Here is an 18,410-nt window from a genome sequence, read left to right on the forward strand (position 1 = left end):
CTTAAGCAACCTGAACCGGAATCGCCTTCGCGGTACGTTTCATGTCGTTGTCGCCTTCAAAATAGGCGACTTTCGGCTGCCAGCGGCGTGCCTCTTCATCAGACATCATCACGAAGCTGGCGATAATCACAATATCGCCCACGTCCGCGCAGTGCGCTGCCGCGCCGTTAACGGAGATGATTTTAGACCCGCGCTCGGCGGCGATGGCATAGGTTGAGAAACGTTTGCCGTTGTTAACGTTCCAGATATCAATCGCTTCGTTTTCAAGGATGCCCGCGGCATCAAGGAAATCCTGGTCGATGGCGCAGGAGCCTTCATAGTGCAGGTCGGCCTGGGTGACTTTCACACGGTGAAGCTTACCTTGCAGCATTTTGCGAATCATTACGTTTACCTTTCATCTTCCGGGTAGAGAAACCTACGCCAGTTCAACCACTTTGTTGTCGATTAGGCGCGCTTGACCAAGCCATGCCGCCACCAGAATGACCGCACGTTTGCTGGCCTGTGTAAGCTCCAGAAGCGTGTCGGCATCGCGAATTTGAATATCATCAGCGCGGAAGCCTTTATCGTTCAGCGCCTGTTCAGCCAGAGCAATAATCTCTTCGGCAGTTAACTCTTTCGCCAGAAGCTGTTCTGCCATGGTATTCATGACCTTGCTTAAGCCCGGCGCGATTTTACGCTGGTCGGCGGTCAGGTAGCCATTTCGCGAGCTGAGCGCCAGACCGTCTTTGGCGCGTACAATCGGTACGCCGACAATCTCGATATCGTAACCCATATCCGCAACCATCTTGCGGATCAGCGCCAGCTGTTGGAAATCTTTCTCACCGAAGCAGGCAACGTCCGGCTGCACAAGGTTGAACAGCTTGCTGACGATAGTGGAAACGCCGCGGAAATGACCCGGGCGGCTCGCGCCTTCGAGCATTGTGGAAATGCCCGGGACGTCAACGTAGGTTGCCTCTTCAGTACCCTGCGGGTAAACATCCGCCGGTGCAGGTGAGAAGACGATATCCGCATGGCGTTTTTTGAGCTTCTCGCAATCTTCCTGCAGGGTACGCGGATAGCGTGCCAGATCGTCGGCGCGGTCAAACTGCATTGGGTTAACGAAGATACTGACCACCACGATATCTGCACGGGCTCTTGCTTCGTCAACCAGCTTCATATGGCCGTCATGCAGGTTGCCCATGGTCGGGACCAGTGCGATACGTTTACCTTCCTGACGCGCGCGGCGGATATGCTGGCGAAGCAGCGGCAGGGTTTCAATGATTAGCACAACGAGACTCCTTAATGGAAACTGTGTTCTTCACCCGGGTAAACACCGGATTCAACGTCGGCAATATACTGCCTGACCGCAGCGCGCATGTCGCCCGCTTCGGTGAGGAAATTTTTGGCAAATTTTGGAATATGTCCGCCAGTGATGCCAAAGGCGTCGTGCATCACCAGAATCTGACCGTCAGTCACGTTGCCCGCACCAATACCAATCACCGGAATCGACAGAGCTTCAGTAATGCGCTTCGCCAGCTCAACCGGCACGCACTCCAGCACCAGCAGTTGGGCACCTGCGGCTTCCAGCGCCAGGGCATCATCCAGCAGCGTCTGGGCTGCATCACCACGGCCCTGCACTTTATATCCACCAAAGATGTTGACGGATTGCGGCGTCAAACCCAAATGGCCGCACACCGGCACGGCACGCTCGGTGAGCATCTTCACCGTATCCACCAGCCAGGCGCCTCCTTCAACTTTGACCATATTAGCGCCCGCACGCATCACCGCTGCCGCGTTTTCAAATGCCTGCTCCGGCGTGGCGTAGGCCATAAACGGCAGATCGGAAAGCAGCAGGCAGGCTGGGGCGCCACGGCGCACGGCGCGGGTATGGTAAGCGATATCCTCAACCGTCACCGGCAGGGTGGAATCATGTCCTTGTACCGTCATCCCTAACGAATCTCCGACCAGCATGACGTTGATCCCCTCTTCGGCAAACAGTTTGGCGAAGCTGTAGTCATACGCGGTGATGGTGGCGAAGCGTTTTTTTTCCTGTTTGCATTTCTGCAGTAAGGAGATGGTGGTTGGTTTCATACTGTTTCCTGATAGCCCAAAGCGAATCTTTGCGCATTCTAACAGTAACATTCGAGGGAACAATGATTTTAGGTAACCGATTAGCCACAATTATTTTGAGGCTAATCAGCAGGGGGACCCGATCACCAGCGAGCGGGTCTTTCCGCGTTGAGGCTGTCCAGAATGGACTTAAGTGGGGTGCCATCCGGGAAGATAAGATCGGGGGCGACTTCAAACAGCGGCCAGAGCATAAACCCGCGATTTTTCATGTCGTAATGCGGAACGGTGAGACGTTCAGTGTTAATGGTCTCGTGACCAAACAGCATAATGTCGAGGTCCAGCGTGCGCGGTCCCCAGCGCTCGGCTTTGCGAACGCGGCCCTGCTGCAGTTCGATGCGCTGGGTATTGTCCAGCAGCTCTTCTGGGCCCAGTTCAGTCTCAAGGATCACGGCGGCGTTCAGATAATCAGGCTGATCCTGCGGACCCAGCGGCGGAGTGCGGTAGAACGAGGAGACAGCCACAATCTTGCTTTGCGGGAGCTCACCCAGCGCCTGTACGGCAGCATTCACCTGCTCCAGCGGAGAGGCTAAATTGCTGCCGATGGCGATATACGCGAGGGTCATGCTGTTCCTTCACGACGCGGCGCGCGTTTGCGCGGGCGACGATGACGGCGACGCGGTTCCGGCTCTTCATCCAGCCCGGTGAGCATATCTTTTTGTTCTGGCGGGGCGGAAACCTGGAATTCGGCCCACCACTGCGCCAGACGCTGCAGCTCCTGGTTGCGTTCAATTTCCGCGCGCAGCGACAGGAGATCGAAGGCTGCGCGGAATTTAGGATGCTCCATCAGCTTCCAGGCGCGTTTGCCCTGACGACGGGACATGCGCAGCTGAAGCTGCCAGATATCGCGCACCAGAGTGGTAATACGTTTCGGAATGGCGAGCGTGCGGCAGCCTTCGTCGAGCACGTCGTTGGCGGCCAGCGCGAACGCATCGTAATAGGCGAGTCCGCTCTCCTGGGTGATGCGCTGGGCCGTTTCCAGCAGCGGATACCAGAACATCGCGGCAAACAGGAACGCCGGGTTCACGCGCATGTCGTTGCGAATGCGGGTATCGGTATTTTTCAGCACCTGCACAATCATCCGCTCCATTGGGCTGTCACCGTTTTCGGTGAAGTAGCGGGTAATGGTCGGGAACAGCGGCTGGAACAGGTTGTATTCACGCAGCAGATTGTAGGTTTCAAAGCCGTGGCCGGCCTGCAGCAGCTTCAGGGCCTCTTCGAACAGGCGGGCAGGGGGCACGTCGTTAATCAGAGTCGCCAGACGCGGAATAGGCTCTGCCGTTTCCGGGCTGATGCGCATGTTCAGCTTGGCGGCGAAACGCACGGCGCGCAGCATACGCACGGGATCTTCACGATAGCGCGTTTCCGGCGTGCCGATCAGACGGATCAGACCTTCTTTCAGGTCCTGCATGCCGCCGACGTAATCGCGCACGGTGAAATCCGCCACGCTGTAATAAAGGCTGTTGATGGTGAAGTCGCGACGCTGGGCATCTTCTTCGATAGAGCCGAAGATATTGTCACGCAGCAGCATACCGTTCTGGCCGCGCTGTGACGTGGTGCGATCGGACGCGCCGGCTTCGTGGTGGCCGCGGAAGGTTGCCACTTCAATAATTTCTGGGCCAAACATCACGTGAGCCAGACGGAAACGGCGGCCAACGAGACGGCAGTTACGGAATAGTTTGCGCACCTGCTCAGGCGTGGCGCTGGTCGTCACGTCGAAATCTTTCGGTTTTTTGCCCAGCAGTAAATCACGCACCCCACCGCCCACGAGATAGGCCTCGTAGCCCGCTTTATTCAGACGATAGAGCACCTTGAGGGCATTTTCACTGATATCTTTGCGGGAAATTGTGTGCTGCTCACGCGGGATAACCGACATGTGTGGCTGTGCAATAGCATCGTTCGCCATGCTCTCTTCGCGGCTTAGCACTTTACGGCAAAAATTAGCGACTCGGGTAAAAATGGTACACCTCGTAGTGTGTTTTGTTATGAAAAAAGCGGCTAATCATAGCTCAGCGCAACGCATTTGAGAATGCTGGATTTTTGGCACTGCCGCGAGCGTCCAGTTGGCAACGGCCATTTTCAGCAGTTCGTCAATACGCAGATCCTGCCATTCGTTGGTTACATTCTGGTTGAGAAACCGCAGCGCGTCGATCAAAACAGGACGCGGATCGCCCTCTGGCAGGGCCGGGGCGTGGTTCTGCTTTGACAATTTTAAGCCCTGCGCATTAACCGCCAGCGGCAGATGAATGTAATCCGGGGCCGTCCAGCCAAACTGGTGATATAGCGAAATTTGTCGCACGGTGGGCTCGACCAGATCCGCCCCGCGCACAATCTCCGTCACGCCCTGAAAACGATCGTCGACGACCACGGCCAGGTTGTAGGCGAAAAGGCCGTCACGACGGTGAATAATAAAATCCTCACGCGCCAGACGTTCATCGGCATGAATCTCACCGGAGAGGAGATCGTTAAAGCGCGTCACCGGGGAGCGCTGCTTGATGCGCACGGCGGCATTTTCCGGGGGAAGGTTGAGCGTACGACAGTGACCATCATAAACCCCTCCTACGCTCTGGATACGGGCGCGGGTGCAGGTGCAGTTATAGGCAAGCCCCCGATCGCGAAGCCAGGCCAGACGTTCCCGATAAGCATCGTGACGTTTTGACTGCCAGAGAACCTCGTCATCCCAGTGAAGACCGTAATGTTCCAGCTGACGCAGAATGGTCTCTGCTGCACCGGGAACTTCACGCGGAGGGTCAATATCTTCAATGCGGACAAGCCATTTTCCCAGGCGGGCGCGAGCCTGCAGGTAGCTGCCGAGCGCGGCAATTAATGAGCCGAAGTGTAATTCACCGGAAGGAGATGGCGCGAAGCGCCCAATATAGTGTGATTCAGACATATCAACAGTAACAAGGCGGGAGAGACTCCCGCCTTTGGAGTGTGTAAACAGCGCTGGTGTTAACCGGCCATCTGTTTTTCGCGGATTTCGGCCAGCGTTTTACAGTCGATGCACAAATCGGCGGTTGGACGCGCTTCCAGGCGACGAATACCGATTTCAACACCGCAGGATTCGCAGTAGCCAAAATCTTCGTCTTCGACTTTTTTCAGCGTTTTCTCGATCTTTTTGATCAGTTTGCGTTCGCGGTCACGGTTACGCAGTTCGAGGCTGAACTCTTCTTCCTGAGCGGCACGGTCTACCGGATCCGGGAAGTTGGCAGCTTCATCCTGCATATGAGTAACGGTGCGATCGACTTCATCCCTGAGTTGATTACGCCATGCTTCAAGAATACGCTTGAAGTGCGACAGCTGGGCTTCGTTCATATACTCTTCGCCCGGCTTCTCTTGATACGGCTCCACCCCAGCGATGGCGAGAATACTCAGGGACGATGTTTTACGGTTTTGCCCTTCTTGCATGTTGCTTCTCCTTAACACGCACTATCGATCCCCGTGTTGGGGGAAAAATCAGGTCGCTATAAATAGCAGATGCTTTTCCGTATGGCAATTATCTAAACGTAACACTTGACAAGCCTGTGAGGAAAAGCGTATTTGCGCACGCGGCCAGAACACTTATTCGTCAATCGTCTAATCCCTTATAAGACAATGGGAAGAGAGGATCTCAGAGTCATATTATCGGCAGAAAGTTCCGCTTTATAAGCGAAAACCTCTACCCCCTGCTTTTGTGCCTCATTCAACAATTGCGCGTATTTAGGGTCAATATGGCGGGCAGGGGAGAAACGTTCAATGGCTGAATGCAATACTGCAAACAGCAATACGGCGCGTTTGCCCGCCGCCGCAACACTCATTAGCTCTCGCAGATGCTTCTGGCCACGTAGCGTTACCGCATCCGGGAAGTAGCCATTTTCCTGTTCCGCTAACGTCACTGATTTCACTTCAATATAGCACTCCGGCCTGTCTTCCGCCTGTAACATGAAGTCAATTCTGCTGCCCTCATCGCCATATTTCACTTCACTTTTATGCGTGCCATATCCCACCAGTTCGGGAATTGTGCCAAGGGTCAGCGCTTCCTTAACCAGCTGATTGGCGCGCTGGGTATTAACGCAAATAAATGCCCCGTTTTGGGTTTCGGTCATTTCCCAGGTATGGGCATATTTCCGTTTACTATTTTCTGATGTGGAATACCAGACCCTGTCACCCGGCGTCGCACATCCCGTCATGGCACCGGTATTGGGGCAGTGCAGGGTGAGCTGAACCCCTTCGGGGGTAATCACATCGGCGAGGAAGCGTTTGTAGCGTTGGATTAACGTGGCGTGCTGCAGAGGAGGACTAAACTTCATCAGAATTCCTTTCGGTGTTGCCCAGCGTCCAGCGCTGTAGCGGCGTATAACGGGTGCGTCCCTGTACAAAGACGGATTCGTAAAGCGCGAATGTGTTGACCGGAAACGCCCAGTGAAAACCCGGCGGCGGGATGGCAACGGCCTGACCGGCATCGCGTAGCAGAGTGATATGCGGATGAAACGGCTGTGGGCTCTGATAACAGCCGCTGCGCGCCGCCTGCGCGCGCAGCATATTCGCCAGCTGCAATAATCCGCGCGGCGGCTGGCGCGTTCCCAGCCAGACCACGCGCGAACGCAGCCACTGACCCGCGTCGTCAAGTTGCAGCGTAAATTCCGGCTGGGCAATACGCCCGGCCATTGCGGCTAATGCCCGCTGTTTTTCGGCGCTGACGTCGCCCAAAAAGGCCAGCGTCAGGTGCAGGTTAGCCGCCGCAACAGGACGGCCTGCTTCCGGCGCGAAGTTGTCAGCACGCCAGCGAACAATTTGACGCTGTATCGTGGTGGGCAATTCAATGGCAAAAAACAGCCGTTTCGACTCAGGCATACGGAGGACTCGGTAATGATATGCGCCGATGCTACAATGTACGCCGACTAATGTTAACCCTCTGGAGCTGTTAGTGTCCTCATTGCCGGTCGCCGTCGTTCTTCCTGACCTTCTCGCTGCCTTACGCCACTCCCCGCAGGTTTTGCTGAATGCCCCGACGGGGGCGGGTAAGTCCACCTGGCTGCCGCTGCAGATTCTGAAAGACGGGAACATCAGCGGGAAAATTATCCTGCTGGAGCCGCGCAGGCTGGCCGCGCGCAACGTGGCGCAGCGCCTGGCGGAGCTGCTGAATGAAAAACCGGGCGAAACGGTAGGTTACAGGATGCGTGCCGAGACCTGCGTTGGCCCGACCACGCGTCTTGAAGTGGTCACCGAGGGCATTCTTACCCGCATGCTGCAAAACGATCCGGAGCTGAACGGCGTTGGGCTGGTGATCCTGGATGAATTCCACGAGCGCAGCCTGCAGGCGGATCTGGCCCTCGCGCTGTTACTGGACGTTCAGCAGGGGCTGCGCGACGATCTCCGGCTTTTGATAATGTCGGCCACGCTGGACAATGAGCGGCTACGGCAGGCGCTACCCGATGCGCCTGTTATCAGCTCTGAAGGGCGGGCGTATCCCGTTGAACGCCGCTATCAACCGCTTCCGATCCATCAGCGTTTTGACGAAGCGGTCGCCATCGCAACCGCAGAACTGCTGCGTCAGGAACCCGGCTCGCTGCTTCTGTTTTTGCCGGGTGTCGGTGAGATCCAGCGCGTGCAGGAGCACCTTTCTACCCGCGTAGGCGGCGATGTGCTGCTTTGCCCGCTTTACGGCGCGCTGTCACTGCAGGAGCAGCGTAAAGCTATCCTTCCTGCCCCGGTGGGGCAGCGCAAGGTGGTGCTGGCAACCAACATTGCTGAAACCAGTTTGACCATTGAAGGTATTCGCCTGGTGGTGGATAGCGCGCAGGAGCGGGTGGCAAGCTTTGACCCGCGTACCGGGCTGACTAAACTCCTGACGCAGCGCATCAGCCAGGCGTCGATGGTGCAGCGCGCTGGCCGAGCGGGGCGTCTTGAGCCGGGTATCTGCCTGCATTTGACCAGCGCGGAACAGGCTGAACGTGCTGCACAGCAAAGCTCGCCGGAAATTTTACAAAGTGATTTGTCGGGTCTGGTGATGGATCTACTCCAGTGGGGCTGCCCGAACCCTGAGCAGCTCACCTGGCTCAATCCTCCCCCTGTCGTAAACCTCACCGCTGCGCGCACGTTGCTGACGCAGCTTGGCGCGCTGGAAGGCGAGCGTCTGACGGCGCGCGGCCAGAAAATGGCGGCGCTGGGCAACGATCCGCGTCTGGCCGCGATGCTGGTGGCTGCGCAAGGGGAAGATGAAATTGCCACGGCGGCAAAACTGGCGGCTATTCTTGAGGAGCCGCCGCGTGGAGGCAACAGCGATCTGGGGCAGGCTTTTTCGCGCAATCAGGGAAACTGGCAGCAGCGGGCGCAGCAGCTGAGCAAACGCCTGAATAGCCGGGGAGGAGCGCCTGACAGCGATAAGATTGTCTTCCTGCTGGCCCAGGCCTTCCCGGACAGGATTGCGCGTCGGCGCGGACTGGACGGTCGCTACCAGCTGGCAAACGGCATGGGGGCGATGCTGGACAGCGATGACGCCCTGACGCGTCATGAGTGGCTGATTGCGCCGCTCCTGCTGCAGGGCAGCCATTCTCCGGATGCGCGTATCCTGCAGGCGATAGCCGTAGATATTGACGCCCTGACGCGTACCTGTCCGCAGCTGCTTCAGCAATCTGATACCGTGGAATGGGATGACGCCCAAGGCACGCTGAAGGCGTTTCGTCGCAGCCAGATTGGGAAATTGACTTTAGGAACGAAGCCGCTGGCGAAGCCGTCGGAAGAAGAGCTGCATCAGGCGATGCTGAATGGCATTCGGGAAAAAGGGTTGAGTGCCCTGAACTGGACGCCGGAAGCGGATCAGTACCGCATTCGTCTGCACTGCGCCGCGAAGTGGCTGCCGGAATACGGTTGGCCTGCGGTGGATGACGAGACGCTGCTCGCTACGCTTGAGCGCTGGCTACTGCCGCAAATGAGCGGCGTACACTCTCTGCGAGCCCTTAAGGCGCTTGATGTTAAGACCGCGTTACAGAATTTACTGGACTGGTCATTACGTCAACGTCTGGATAGTGAACTGCCAGGGCATTACACTGTGCCGACCGGAAGCCGGATTACTATCCGTTATCATGAGGAAAATCCGCCGGCGTTGGCGGTTCGGATGCAGGAGATGTTTGGTGAAGCCACCACGCCGTCCATTGCGGAAGGGCGCGTGCCGTTAGTGCTTGAGCTGCTCTCCCCTGCGCATCGTCCATTACAAATCACCCGAGATTTGGGGGCGTTTTGGGCGGGAAGCTACCGTGAAGTGCAGAAAGAGATGAAGGGGCGATACCCCAAACACGTCTGGCCGGACGATCCGGCGAATACGGCGCCGACGCGGCGAACGAAGAAATATTCGTGAGTCAGGTGAAAGAGGGGAGTTCGGCATGATGCGTGCCTCCTGTTGCCCTCACCCCGGCCCTCTCCCACAGGGAGAGGGAGAACTAATTTTGAGAGATTTCTTCTTTCACAGGCCTGTGAAAGAAAAGAAAATCTGGCCTTTGCGCCTGAAAGTTGCGGAGAAAAAGCATGGCGGGGAATGACCGCGAGCCAATAGGACGTAAGGGAAAACCAACGCGTCCGGCGAAAGAAAAAGTAAGCCGTCGTCGCCTCAGAGATGAGGACTATGACGATGACTATGAAGACGATGATGAGGATGAAGAACCGATGCCGCGTAAAGGGAAAGGCAAAGGGCGTAAGCCTCGGGGCAAGCGCGGCTGGTTCTGGCTGCTGCTGAAGCTGTTTATTGTTTTTGTCGTGCTGATGGCGATTTACGGCGTGTATCTCGATCAGAAGATCCGCAGCCGTATCGACGGTAAAGTCTGGCAGCTACCTGCGGCAGTGTATGGCCGTATGGTGAACCTTGAGCCAGATATGTCCATCACGAAAAACGAGATGGTTAAACTGCTGGAAGCCACCCAGTATCGTCAGGTGTCAAAAATGACGCGCCCTGGCGAATTTACCGTGCAGGCGAACAGCATTGAGATGATCCGTCGTCCGTTTGATTTCCCGGACAGCAAAGAGGGTCAGGTGCGCGCGCGTCTGACCTTTGACGGCGATCGTCTGGATACCATCGAGAACATGGATAATAACCGCCAGTTCGGTTTCTTCCGTCTAGATCCGCGTCTGATCACCATGCTCTCGTCGGCAAACGGCGAGCAGCGTCTTTTCGTGGCGCGTAATGGCTTCCCGGATCTGCTGGTCGATACCCTGCTGGCAACCGAAGACCGTCACTTCTACGAGCACGATGGCATCAGCCTCTACTCGATTGGTCGTGCGGTGCTGGCTAACCTGACTGCCGGTCGGACCGTGCAGGGGGCGAGTACGCTGACCCAGCAGCTGGTGAAGAACCTGTTCCTCTCCAGCGAACGCTCTTACTGGCGCAAAGCGAACGAAGCCTACATGGCCGTGCTGATGGATGCGCGCTACAGCAAGGATCGTATCCTTGAGCTGTACATGAACGAGGTGTATCTCGGTCAGAGCGGCGATAACGAAATCCGCGGCTTCCCGCTGGCGAGCCTGTACTACTTTGGTCGTCCGGTGGAAGAGCTGAGCCTGGACCAGCAGGCGCTGCTGGTGGGCATGGTGAAAGGGGCGTCCATTTATAACCCGTGGCGTAACCCGAAACTTGCGCTGGAGCGTCGTAACCTGGTGCTGCGTCTGCTGCAACAACAGCAGGTGATCGACCAGGAGCTGTACGACATGCTGAGCGCGCGTCCACTCGGGGTCCAGCCGCGCGGTGGGGTGATCTCGCCTCAGCCTGCGTTTATGCAGCTGGTGCGTCAGGAGCTGCAAAGCAAGCTTGGCGATAAGGTCAAAGATCTCTCCGGCGTGAAGATCTTCACCACCTTTGACTCCGTGGCGCAGGATGCGGCAGAAAAAGCGGCGGTAGAAGGCATTCCGGCGCTGAAGAAACAGCGTAAGCTCTCCGATCTGGAAACCGCGATGGTGGTGGTTGACCGTAACACCGGGGAAGTTCGCGCGATGGTGGGCGGTGCCGAGCCGCAGTTTGCTGGCTATAACCGCGCCATGCAGGCGCGTCGCTCAATCGGTTCTCTGGCAAAACCAGCAACCTATCTCACTGCCCTGAGTCAGCCAAATCAGTATCGCCTGAATACCTGGATTGCGGATGCGCCGATCTCCCTGCGCCAGCCCAACGGCCAGGTCTGGTCACCGCAGAACGATGATAAACAGTTCAGCGGGCAGGTCATGCTGGTGGATGCGTTGACCCGTTCCATGAACGTGCCAACGGTGAACCTGGGCATGTCGCTGGGCCTGCCGGCGATTGTCGATACCTGGCAAAAACTTGGCGTGGCGAAAGATCAGCTGCACCCGGTACCGGCGATGATCCTGGGCGCGCTTAACCTGACGCCGATCGAAGTGGCGCAGGCGTTCCAGACTATTGCCAGCGGGGGTAACCGCGCGCCGCTGTCTGCCCTGCGTTCGGTGATTGCCGAAGATGGCTCCGTACTGTATCAGAGCTTCCCGCAGGCGGAGCGTGCAGTTCCTGCTCAGGCCGCCTATATGACGCTGTGGACGATGCAGCAGGTAGTGCAGCGCGGTACCGGGCGTCAGCTGGGTGCGAAGTATCCCGGCCTGCATCTGGCAGGTAAGACCGGGACCACCAACAATAACGTCGATACCTGGTTTGCCGGGATTGATGGCCGTGAAGTGGTGATCACCTGGGTAGGCCGCGATAACAACCAGCCGACCAAGCTGTACGGGGCGAGCGGGGCGATGTCGATTTACCAGCGCTATCTGGCAAATCAGTCCCCGGTGCCGCTGAACCTTGTCGCGCCGGAAGATATCGTCGATATGGGCGTGGACAGCTCCGGTAACTTCGTCTGCGGCGGCGGAATGCGTACTCTGCCGGTCTGGACAACCAACCCGGATTCCCTGTGCCAGCTGAGCCAGCCTGAACAGCCGACCGGTAACCCGTTCGACCAGTCTTCTCAGCCACAGCAGCCGCAGCAGCAACAGCCGCAGCAGCAGAATGAGAAGAAAGACAGCGACGGTGTTGCGGGCTGGATTAAAGACATGTTCGGCGGTAACTAACCTTGTAAAGCCCTCTTCCCCGGAAGGGGGCTTTTTTTACCCGTAGACCTCATTTCGTTAACCCTCGTTTTAACTCTGATTAACCCTTCGTTTTCTCTTGATGATTTCTTAAACCCTTAATTCTCATAGGGCCGCTTACTGCTTGCTATGCAACCAGCGTTTCGCATATTATTCTGGCGCTCATAATAATAATTCTCGTTTACGTTATCATTCACTTTCACATCAGAGATTCAACATGGCGCTTTCCAATACTGCTCAGCCAATGAACACGTCGCTGCGTAAACTCGCGGTCGTCGTCGCTACAGCGGTTGCCGGCATGTCAACTTATGCACATGCTGCCGAAACCCCGAAAAAAGAAGAAACCATTACGGTAACAGCAGCTCCTGCGGCACAGGAAAGTGCCTGGGGCCCTGCTGCTACCATCGCCGCAAGGCAATCCGCGACCGGAACCAAAACGGATACCCCTATTCAAAAGGTTCCGCAGTCTATTTCTGTCGTCACTGCCGAAGAGATGGCGCTGCATCAGCCGCGCTCGGTGAAAGAAGCCCTGAGCTATACGCCGGGCGTTGCGGTAGGCACGCGCGGTGCGTCTAACACCTATGACTATCTGATTATTCGCGGCTTCGCAGCCGATGGTCAGACGCAGAATAACTACCTCGACGGCATGAAAATGCAGGGGAACTTCTATAACGACGCGGTGATTGATCCTTATATGCTGGAGCGCGCCGAGATCATGCGCGGTCCGGTTTCCGTTCTGTACGGTAAAAGCAGCCCTGGCGGGTTGCTGAACATGGTCAGTAAGCGCCCAACAACCGAGCCCCTGAAAGAGATCCAGTTCAAAGTCGGCACGGACAGCCTGTTCCAGACCGGGTTCGACTTTAGCGATGCAATCGACGATGACGGCGTTTACTCTTACCGTTTAACGGGCGTTGCGCGTTCTAATAATTCCCAGCAGGAAGGTAAGGGCGAGCAGCGTTACGCCATCGCGCCATCGTTCTCCTGGCGTCCGGATGATAAAACCACCTTCACGTTCCTCTCCTATTTCCAGAACGAACCTGAAACGGGCTACTACGGCTGGCTGCCAAAAGAGGGAACGGTTGATCCGCTGCCGAACGGCGATCGTCTGCCGACGAACTTCAACGAAGGCGCGAAGAACAATACCTATTCCCGTAACCAGAAAATGGTGGGATACAGCTTCGACCACGAGTTCAACGATAGCTTTACCGTGCGTCAGAACCTGCGCTATGCGCAGAATAAAACTTCCCAAAACAGCGTCTACGGCTACGGCATGTGTTCCGATCCGCTCTACTCGAGTAATCCGGCATCCAGCCCTTGCGCGAGCGTTCCTCAGTCGCAGTGGGGTCATACGCTGACTCGCCAGTATGTGATCGATAATGAGAAGCTGGAAAACTTCACTGTTGATACGCAGTTGCAGAGCAAGTTCGCGACAGGTTCACTCGATCATACTCTGCTGACTGGGGTGGATTTCATGCGCATGCGTAATGACATCGACTCGTGGTTCGGCTATGCCGGTTCCGTTGCGCCATCTGATATCTATAACCTCGATCGTAGCGATTTCGATTTCGGTTCACATCCTGGACCGTCAGGTGCCTATCAGGTGTTGAACAAGCAAAAACAGACCGGCGTTTACGCTCAGGATCAAATTGAGTGGGACAAAGTCCTGGTAACCCTGGGCGGTCGTTATGACTGGGCCGATCAGGAATCCTACAACCGCGTGACGAACACCACCTCCAAACGTGATGATACCCAGTTCACCTGGCGCGGTGGCGTTAACTACCTGTTTGATAACGGTATAACCCCGTACTTTAGCTATAGCGAGTCGTTTGAACCGGCTTCTCAGACCGGAGCGAACGGCAACGTCTTTGCACCGTCTAAAGGCAAACAGTACGAAGCGGGCGTGAAATACGTGCCGAACGATCGTCCGATCGTCGTCACCGGTGCGTTGTACCAGTTGACCAAAACCAACAACCTGATGGCGGACCCGGCGGGCTCCTTCTTCTCGGTACAGGGTGGTGAAATCCGCGCGCGTGGCGTAGAGGTGGAAGCGAAAGCGGCACTGTCTGCGAGCGTTAACCTGGTGGGTTCTTATACCTATACCGATGCCGAATACACCACAGACACCACTTATAAAGGCAACACGCCTGCTCAGGTTCCAAAACACATGGCATCGCTGTGGGGTGATTACACGCTGTTTGACGGTGCGCTGTCTGGCCTGACGCTGGGTACCGGCGTGCGTTACACGGGTTCAAGCTATGGCGATCCGGCGAACTCCTTTAAAGTAGGCAGCTACACCGTTGTCGATGCGCTGGTCAGATACGATCTGGCACGCGTTGGCATGGCTGGCTCAAACGTCGCGCTACACGTGAATAACCTATTCGATCGTGAGTACGTTGCCAGCTGCTTTAATACTTACGGCTGCTTCTGGGGTGCTGAACGTCAGGTTGTTGCCACCGCGACCTTCCGCTTCTAATCTCTCTTCGGGCACGGTTCGCCGTGCCCTTTTTATTTAAGTTGGCTGATATGCAGGATAATCAAACGCAACCCGACACCACCTTTACGCTTAACCATCTCTCCTTTCGCGTACCCGGGCGCACCTTGCTGCATCCGTTCTCTTTGACGTTTCCCGCAGGTAAAGTCACTGGCCTGATTGGTCATAACGGTTCCGGTAAATCTACGCTGCTCAAGATGCTGGGGCGCCATCAGCCGCCTTCTGAAGGCGATATTCTGCTGGATGATCAGCCGCTGGAGAGCTGGAGCAGCAAAGCGTTTGCCCGCAAAGTGGCCTATCTGCCGCAGCAGCTGCCGCAGGCGGAAGGGATGACGGTGCGTGAGCTGGTGGCAATTGGGCGTTATCCCTGGCACGGGGCGCTTGGGCGCTTTGGCGTTGCTGACAGAGAGAAAGTGGAAGAGGCGATTGCGCTGGTCGGGCTGAAACCGCTGGCGCACCGTCTGGTGGATAGCCTGTCCGGCGGCGAACGCCAGCGCGCGTGGATTGCGATGCTGGTGGCGCAGGACAGCCGCTGCCTGCTGCTGGATGAGCCAACCTCCGCGCTGGATATTGCCCATCAGGTCGACGTGCTGGCGCTGGTGCACCGCTTAAGCCAGGAACGTGGTCTGACGGTCATTGCGGTCCTGCACGATATCAACATGGCGGCACGCTACTGTGACTACCTTGTTGCGCTGCGCGGTGGCGAAATGATTGCGCAGGGTACACCATCCGAGCTGATGCGCAGCGAAACGCTGGAACATATTTACGGTATTCCGATGGGTATTCTGCCTCACCCGGCCGGGGCTGCACCGGTGAGCTTTGTCTACTGATGCTGAATAACACACGCATTAGCCGCCGTCGCCTGCTGACGGCGATGGCCCTTTCACCGCTGCTGTTAAAAATGAATACGGCGCGTGCTGCCACCGTCGATCCGCACCGTATTGTGGCCCTGGAGTGGCTACCGGTAGAGCTGATGATGGCGCTCGGCGTTACGCCCTACGGCGTGGCGGACATTCCTAACTATAACCTCTGGGTGAACGAGCCGAAGCTGCCGGACTCGGTAATTGACGTCGGCCTGCGTACGGAGCCAAACCTCGAGCTGCTCACCCAGATGAAGCCGTCGTTCCTGTTCTGGTCCGCGGGCTACGGTCCGTCAGAAGAGGTGATGGCGCGCATTGCGCCAGGACGCGGATTCTCGTTCAGCGACGGTAAAAAACCGCTGACCGTGGCGAAAAACTCGATTAACGAGATGGCGCATTTCCTCAACCGCGAGGCGGAGGCCAAACGGCATCTCGATGATTTTGATGCCCTGATTGACGCGCTAAAGCCGCGTTTTGCTCACCGGGGCGATCGCCCGCTGCTGATGGTGACGCTGCTGGATGCCCGCCATATGCTGGTCTTTGGTAAAAACTGCCTGTTCCAGGAAGTGCTCGACAGTTTTGGCATTCGTAATGCCTGGGAAGGGGAGATGACGTTCTGGGGCAGTACCGCCGTGGGTATCGATCGTCTGGCGGCGTTTCGCGATGCAGATGTGATCTGTTTCGACCACGGAAACGAGCGTGACATGCAGGCCCTGATGGCGACGCCGCTCTGGCAGGCAATGCCGTTTGTGCGCGAGCAGCGCTTCCAGCGCGCCCCGGCGGTCTGGTTTTACGGCGCGACGCTGTCGGCCATGCATTTTGCCCGTCTGCTGGATAACGCGCTGGGAGGTAAAGCATGAGCATGCGCATTGCGCGCTTCCCGGCGCTGCTGTTTTCCTTACTGTTCCTTGCCGCGCTGGGATTAACCTGGTTCAACCTCTCGACGGCGCTACCGCGTGGACAGTGGGGCACTGCCCTGGCCGCGCCGGATATCGATAATATTCAGCAGATGCTGTTTCACTACAGCCTGCTGCCGCGCCTGGCGATCTCCCTCTTAGTCGGTGCCGGTTTAGGGCTGGTGGGCGTGCTGTTCCAGCAGGTTTTACGCAATCCGCTGGCGGAACCGACCACGCTCGGCGTCGCGACCGGCGCGCAGCTTGGGATCACGGTCATCACGCTGTGGTCGCTGCCGGGGGCGTTGACCTCGCAGTTTGCCGCTCTCGCGGGGGCGTGCTTGGTGGGGGCGCTGGTCTTTGGCGTGGCCTGGGGCAAACGCCTTTCCCCGGTGACGCTTATTCTGGCCGGGCTGGTGGTGAGCCTGTACTGCGGGGCGATTAACCAGCTGCTGGTGCTGTTCCACCACGATCGGCTGCAAAGCATGTTCCTGTGGAGTACCGGCACGCTCACCCAGACCGACTGGAGCGTGGTGGCGCATCTGTGGCCACAGCTGGCCGGCGGCGTCGTGCTGACGCTGCTGCTCCTGCGTCCCCTGACGCTCATGGGGCTGGATGACGGCGTGGCGCGAAACCTGGGGCTGGCGCTGTCGCTGGCTCGCCTGGCGGCGCTGACGCTGGCGATTGTACTGAGCGCCCTGCTGGTGAACGCGGTCGGCATCATCGGGTTTATCGGCCTGTTCGCGCCGCTGCTGGCGAAAATGCTCGGTGCGCGTCGTTTGCTGGCGCGTCTGCTGCTGGCCTCGCTAATTGGGGCGCTGATCCTCTGGCTTTCCGATCAGCTCATTCTGTGGCTGGCGCGGGTCTGGAGGGAGGTGTCCACCGGATCGGTCACGGCGCTTATCGGTGCGCCGCTGCTGCTGTGGCTGCTGCCGCGCCTGCGCAGCATGAGCGCGCCGGCGATGGATGCGGGCGGTAAAGTCTATGCGGAACGCCAGTCGGTGCTGTGGTTTAGCCTTGCCGGCCTGGCGGTGCTGGTTATCGCCTCGTTTACCGCGCTCGCGTTTGGGCGCGATGCGGCGGGCTGGCACTGGGCAACGGGCGATTTACTCAACGAACTGCTGCAGTGGCGCTGGCCGCGTATCTTCGCCGCGCTGATCGCCGGCGTGATGCTGGCGGTGGCGGGGTGCATTATTCAGCGTCTGACCGGCAACCCAATGGCAAGCCCGGAAGTGCTCGGGATCAGCTCCGGCGCCGCCTTTGGCGTGGTGCTGATGCTGTTCTTTGTGCCGGGCAATGCGTTTGGCTGGCTGATGCCTGCCGGGAGTATCGGTGCGGCGGCCACGCTGATGATTATCCTGATGGCTGCCGGTCGCGGCGGATTTTCCCCGCACCGGATGCTGCTGGCCGGGATGGCGCTCAGCACCGCATTTACGATGCTCCTGATGATGCTGCAGGCGAGCGGCGATCCGCGCATGGCGAAGATCCTGACCTGGATTTCTGGCTCAACGTACGGTGCCACCGGCAGTCAGGTTGTCTGGTCCGGGATCGTGTTGATCGTGCTGCTGGCGATTGTGCCGCTGTGCCGTCGCTGGCTGACTATCCTGCCGCTCGGCGGTGAAACGGCGCGGGCGGTGGGAATGGCGCTGACCCCAGCGCGCGTGGCCCTGCTGCTGCTGGCGGCGTGCCTGACGGCTGTGGCAACCATGACTATCGGACCGCTGAGCTTTGTTGGGTTGATGGCGCCGCACATTGCCCGAATGATGGGATTCCGCCGAACGATGCCGCATATTGTGATGTCTGCCCTCACGGGCGGGGTCATGCTGGTGTTTGCGGACTGGTGCGGAAGAATGGTGCTGTTCCCGTATCAGATCCCGGCGGGTCTGCTGTCGACCTTCATTGGCGCGCCGTATTTTATTTATCTGTTGAGAAAGCAGAGCCGCTAATAAAAGTAAACGGCAATCCTGAGATTGCCGTTTTAGGGTTTGCTCCCTCTCCCCGTGGGAGAGGGTT

15 protein-coding genes are annotated in these 18,410 nt (G+C 57.7%); 6 read left to right on the forward strand and 9 right to left on the reverse strand.

Annotated features, from left to right (window positions below; translation table 11 throughout):
- Nucleotide 1 precedes the first annotated feature (1 nt).
- The 9 genes from panD to thpR all read right to left on the reverse strand — a co-directional run bounded on the left by panD (nucleotide 2) and on the right by thpR (nucleotide 6,939).
- The gene (panD, locus tag AB3N39_RS03755) at nucleotides 2-382 is read right to left on the reverse strand and encodes an aspartate 1-decarboxylase (protein ID WP_006810068.1); all 381 of its coding nucleotides are present in this window, start codon (nucleotides 380-382) and stop codon (nucleotides 2-4) included.
- Between the two features lie 33 nt (nucleotides 383-415).
- Entirely contained in the window at nucleotides 416-1,267 is an 852-nt protein-coding gene (gene panC, locus AB3N39_RS03760) for a pantoate--beta-alanine ligase (RefSeq protein ID WP_325849463.1), read from the reverse strand.
- Between the two features lie 11 nt (nucleotides 1,268-1,278).
- Nucleotides 1,279-2,070: a 3-methyl-2-oxobutanoate hydroxymethyltransferase gene (gene panB, locus AB3N39_RS03765; RefSeq protein WP_045401071.1), complete on the reverse strand. Its 792-nt coding sequence runs from the start codon at nucleotides 2,068-2,070 to the stop codon at nucleotides 1,279-1,281.
- A 122-nt stretch (nucleotides 2,071-2,192) separates the two neighbouring features.
- A complete protein-coding gene (folK, locus tag AB3N39_RS03770) occupies nucleotides 2,193-2,672 on the reverse strand; it encodes a 2-amino-4-hydroxy-6-hydroxymethyldihydropteridine diphosphokinase (protein ID WP_325849462.1) in 480 nt (159 codons plus the stop codon).
- On the reverse strand, nucleotides 2,669-4,066 hold the full coding sequence (gene pcnB / locus AB3N39_RS03775) for a polynucleotide adenylyltransferase PcnB (RefSeq protein ID WP_202977124.1): 1,398 nt from the start codon (nucleotides 4,064-4,066) through the stop codon (nucleotides 2,669-2,671). The genes folK and pcnB overlap by 4 nt, the downstream gene beginning before the upstream one ends.
- A 42-nt stretch (nucleotides 4,067-4,108) precedes the next feature.
- A complete protein-coding gene (gluQRS, locus tag AB3N39_RS03780; RefSeq protein WP_133293801.1) occupies nucleotides 4,109-4,999 on the reverse strand; it encodes a tRNA glutamyl-Q(34) synthetase GluQRS in 891 nt (296 codons plus the stop codon).
- A 59-nt stretch (nucleotides 5,000-5,058) separates the two neighbouring features.
- Entirely contained in the window at nucleotides 5,059-5,514 is a 456-nt protein-coding gene (gene dksA, locus AB3N39_RS03785) for an RNA polymerase-binding protein DksA (protein ID WP_001155232.1), read from the reverse strand.
- Between the two features lie 176 nt (nucleotides 5,515-5,690).
- Nucleotides 5,691-6,395: a DNA/RNA nuclease SfsA gene (gene sfsA, locus AB3N39_RS03790; RefSeq protein ID WP_023310436.1), complete on the reverse strand. Its 705-nt coding sequence runs from the start codon at nucleotides 6,393-6,395 to the stop codon at nucleotides 5,691-5,693.
- A complete protein-coding gene (gene thpR, locus AB3N39_RS03795; RefSeq protein ID WP_133293802.1) occupies nucleotides 6,385-6,939 on the reverse strand; it encodes an RNA 2',3'-cyclic phosphodiesterase in 555 nt (184 codons plus the stop codon). Before thpR ends, sfsA begins: the two co-directional genes overlap by 11 nt.
- 73 nt (nucleotides 6,940-7,012) lie before the next feature.
- Between thpR and hrpB the strand changes: the two genes are divergently transcribed.
- The 6 genes from hrpB (at nucleotide 7,013) to fhuB (ending at nucleotide 18,343) form a co-directional block, all read left to right on the forward strand.
- The gene (gene hrpB, locus AB3N39_RS03800) at nucleotides 7,013-9,442 is read left to right on the forward strand and encodes an ATP-dependent helicase HrpB (protein WP_367897085.1); all 2,430 of its coding nucleotides are present in this window, start codon (nucleotides 7,013-7,015) and stop codon (nucleotides 9,440-9,442) included.
- Nucleotides 9,443-9,609: 167 nt separating this feature from the next.
- Nucleotides 9,610-12,135, forward strand: coding sequence for a bifunctional glycosyl transferase/transpeptidase (mrcB, locus tag AB3N39_RS03805; protein WP_136195600.1), 2,526 nt, complete (start codon nucleotides 9,610-9,612; stop codon nucleotides 12,133-12,135).
- Nucleotides 12,136-12,370: 235 nt separating this feature from the next.
- Complete coding sequence (gene fhuA / locus AB3N39_RS03810; protein ID WP_133293805.1) at nucleotides 12,371-14,626, forward strand: ferrichrome porin FhuA; 2,256 nt, start codon at nucleotides 12,371-12,373, stop codon at nucleotides 14,624-14,626.
- Between the two features lie 50 nt (nucleotides 14,627-14,676).
- On the forward strand, nucleotides 14,677-15,474 hold the full coding sequence (gene fhuC / locus AB3N39_RS03815) for a Fe3+-hydroxamate ABC transporter ATP-binding protein FhuC (protein ID WP_133293806.1): 798 nt from the start codon (nucleotides 14,677-14,679) through the stop codon (nucleotides 15,472-15,474).
- The gene (gene fhuD, locus AB3N39_RS03820) at nucleotides 15,474-16,364 is read left to right on the forward strand and encodes a Fe(3+)-hydroxamate ABC transporter substrate-binding protein FhuD (protein ID WP_133293807.1); all 891 of its coding nucleotides are present in this window, start codon (nucleotides 15,474-15,476) and stop codon (nucleotides 16,362-16,364) included. Before fhuC ends, fhuD begins: the two co-directional genes overlap by 1 nt.
- Nucleotides 16,361-18,343, forward strand: a complete 1,983-nt coding sequence (gene fhuB, locus AB3N39_RS03825; protein ID WP_367897086.1) for a Fe(3+)-hydroxamate ABC transporter permease FhuB — start codon at nucleotides 16,361-16,363, stop codon at nucleotides 18,341-18,343. Before fhuD ends, fhuB begins: the two co-directional genes overlap by 4 nt.
- Nucleotides 18,344-18,410 lie beyond the last annotated feature (67 nt).

Source organism: Enterobacter vonholyi (genome assembly GCF_040834095.1).
GTDB classification, from domain to species: domain Bacteria; phylum Pseudomonadota; class Gammaproteobacteria; order Enterobacterales; family Enterobacteriaceae; genus Enterobacter; species Enterobacter vonholyi.

Excerpts from the sequence above, each read along its gene's own strand:
- dksA (WP_001155232.1), bottom strand. The coding sequence starts at position 5,514 with ATGCAAGAAGGGCAAAACCGTAAAACATCGTCCCTGAGTATTCTCGCC.
- panB (WP_045401071.1), bottom strand. The coding sequence starts at position 2,070 with ATGAAACCAACCACCATCTCCTTACTGCAGAAATGCAAACAGGAAAAA.
- folK (WP_325849462.1), bottom strand. The coding sequence starts at position 2,672 with ATGACCCTCGCGTATATCGCCATCGGCAGCAATTTAGCCTCTCCGCTG.
- gluQRS (WP_133293801.1), bottom strand. The coding sequence starts at position 4,999 with ATGTCTGAATCACACTATATTGGGCGCTTCGCGCCATCTCCTTCCGGT.
- fhuB (WP_367897086.1), top strand. The coding sequence starts at position 16,361 with ATGAGCATGCGCATTGCGCGCTTCCCGGCGCTGCTGTTTTCCTTACTG.
- panD (WP_006810068.1), bottom strand. The coding sequence starts at position 382 with ATGATTCGCAAAATGCTGCAAGGTAAGCTTCACCGTGTGAAAGTCACC.
- fhuC (WP_133293806.1), top strand. The coding sequence starts at position 14,677 with ATGCAGGATAATCAAACGCAACCCGACACCACCTTTACGCTTAACCAT.
- thpR (WP_133293802.1), bottom strand. The coding sequence starts at position 6,939 with ATGCCTGAGTCGAAACGGCTGTTTTTTGCCATTGAATTGCCCACCACG.
- sfsA (WP_023310436.1), bottom strand. The coding sequence starts at position 6,395 with ATGAAGTTTAGTCCTCCTCTGCAGCACGCCACGTTAATCCAACGCTAC.
- fhuD (WP_133293807.1), top strand. The coding sequence starts at position 15,474 with ATGCTGAATAACACACGCATTAGCCGCCGTCGCCTGCTGACGGCGATG.
- mrcB (WP_136195600.1), top strand. The coding sequence starts at position 9,610 with ATGGCGGGGAATGACCGCGAGCCAATAGGACGTAAGGGAAAACCAACG.
- fhuA (WP_133293805.1), top strand. The coding sequence starts at position 12,371 with ATGGCGCTTTCCAATACTGCTCAGCCAATGAACACGTCGCTGCGTAAA.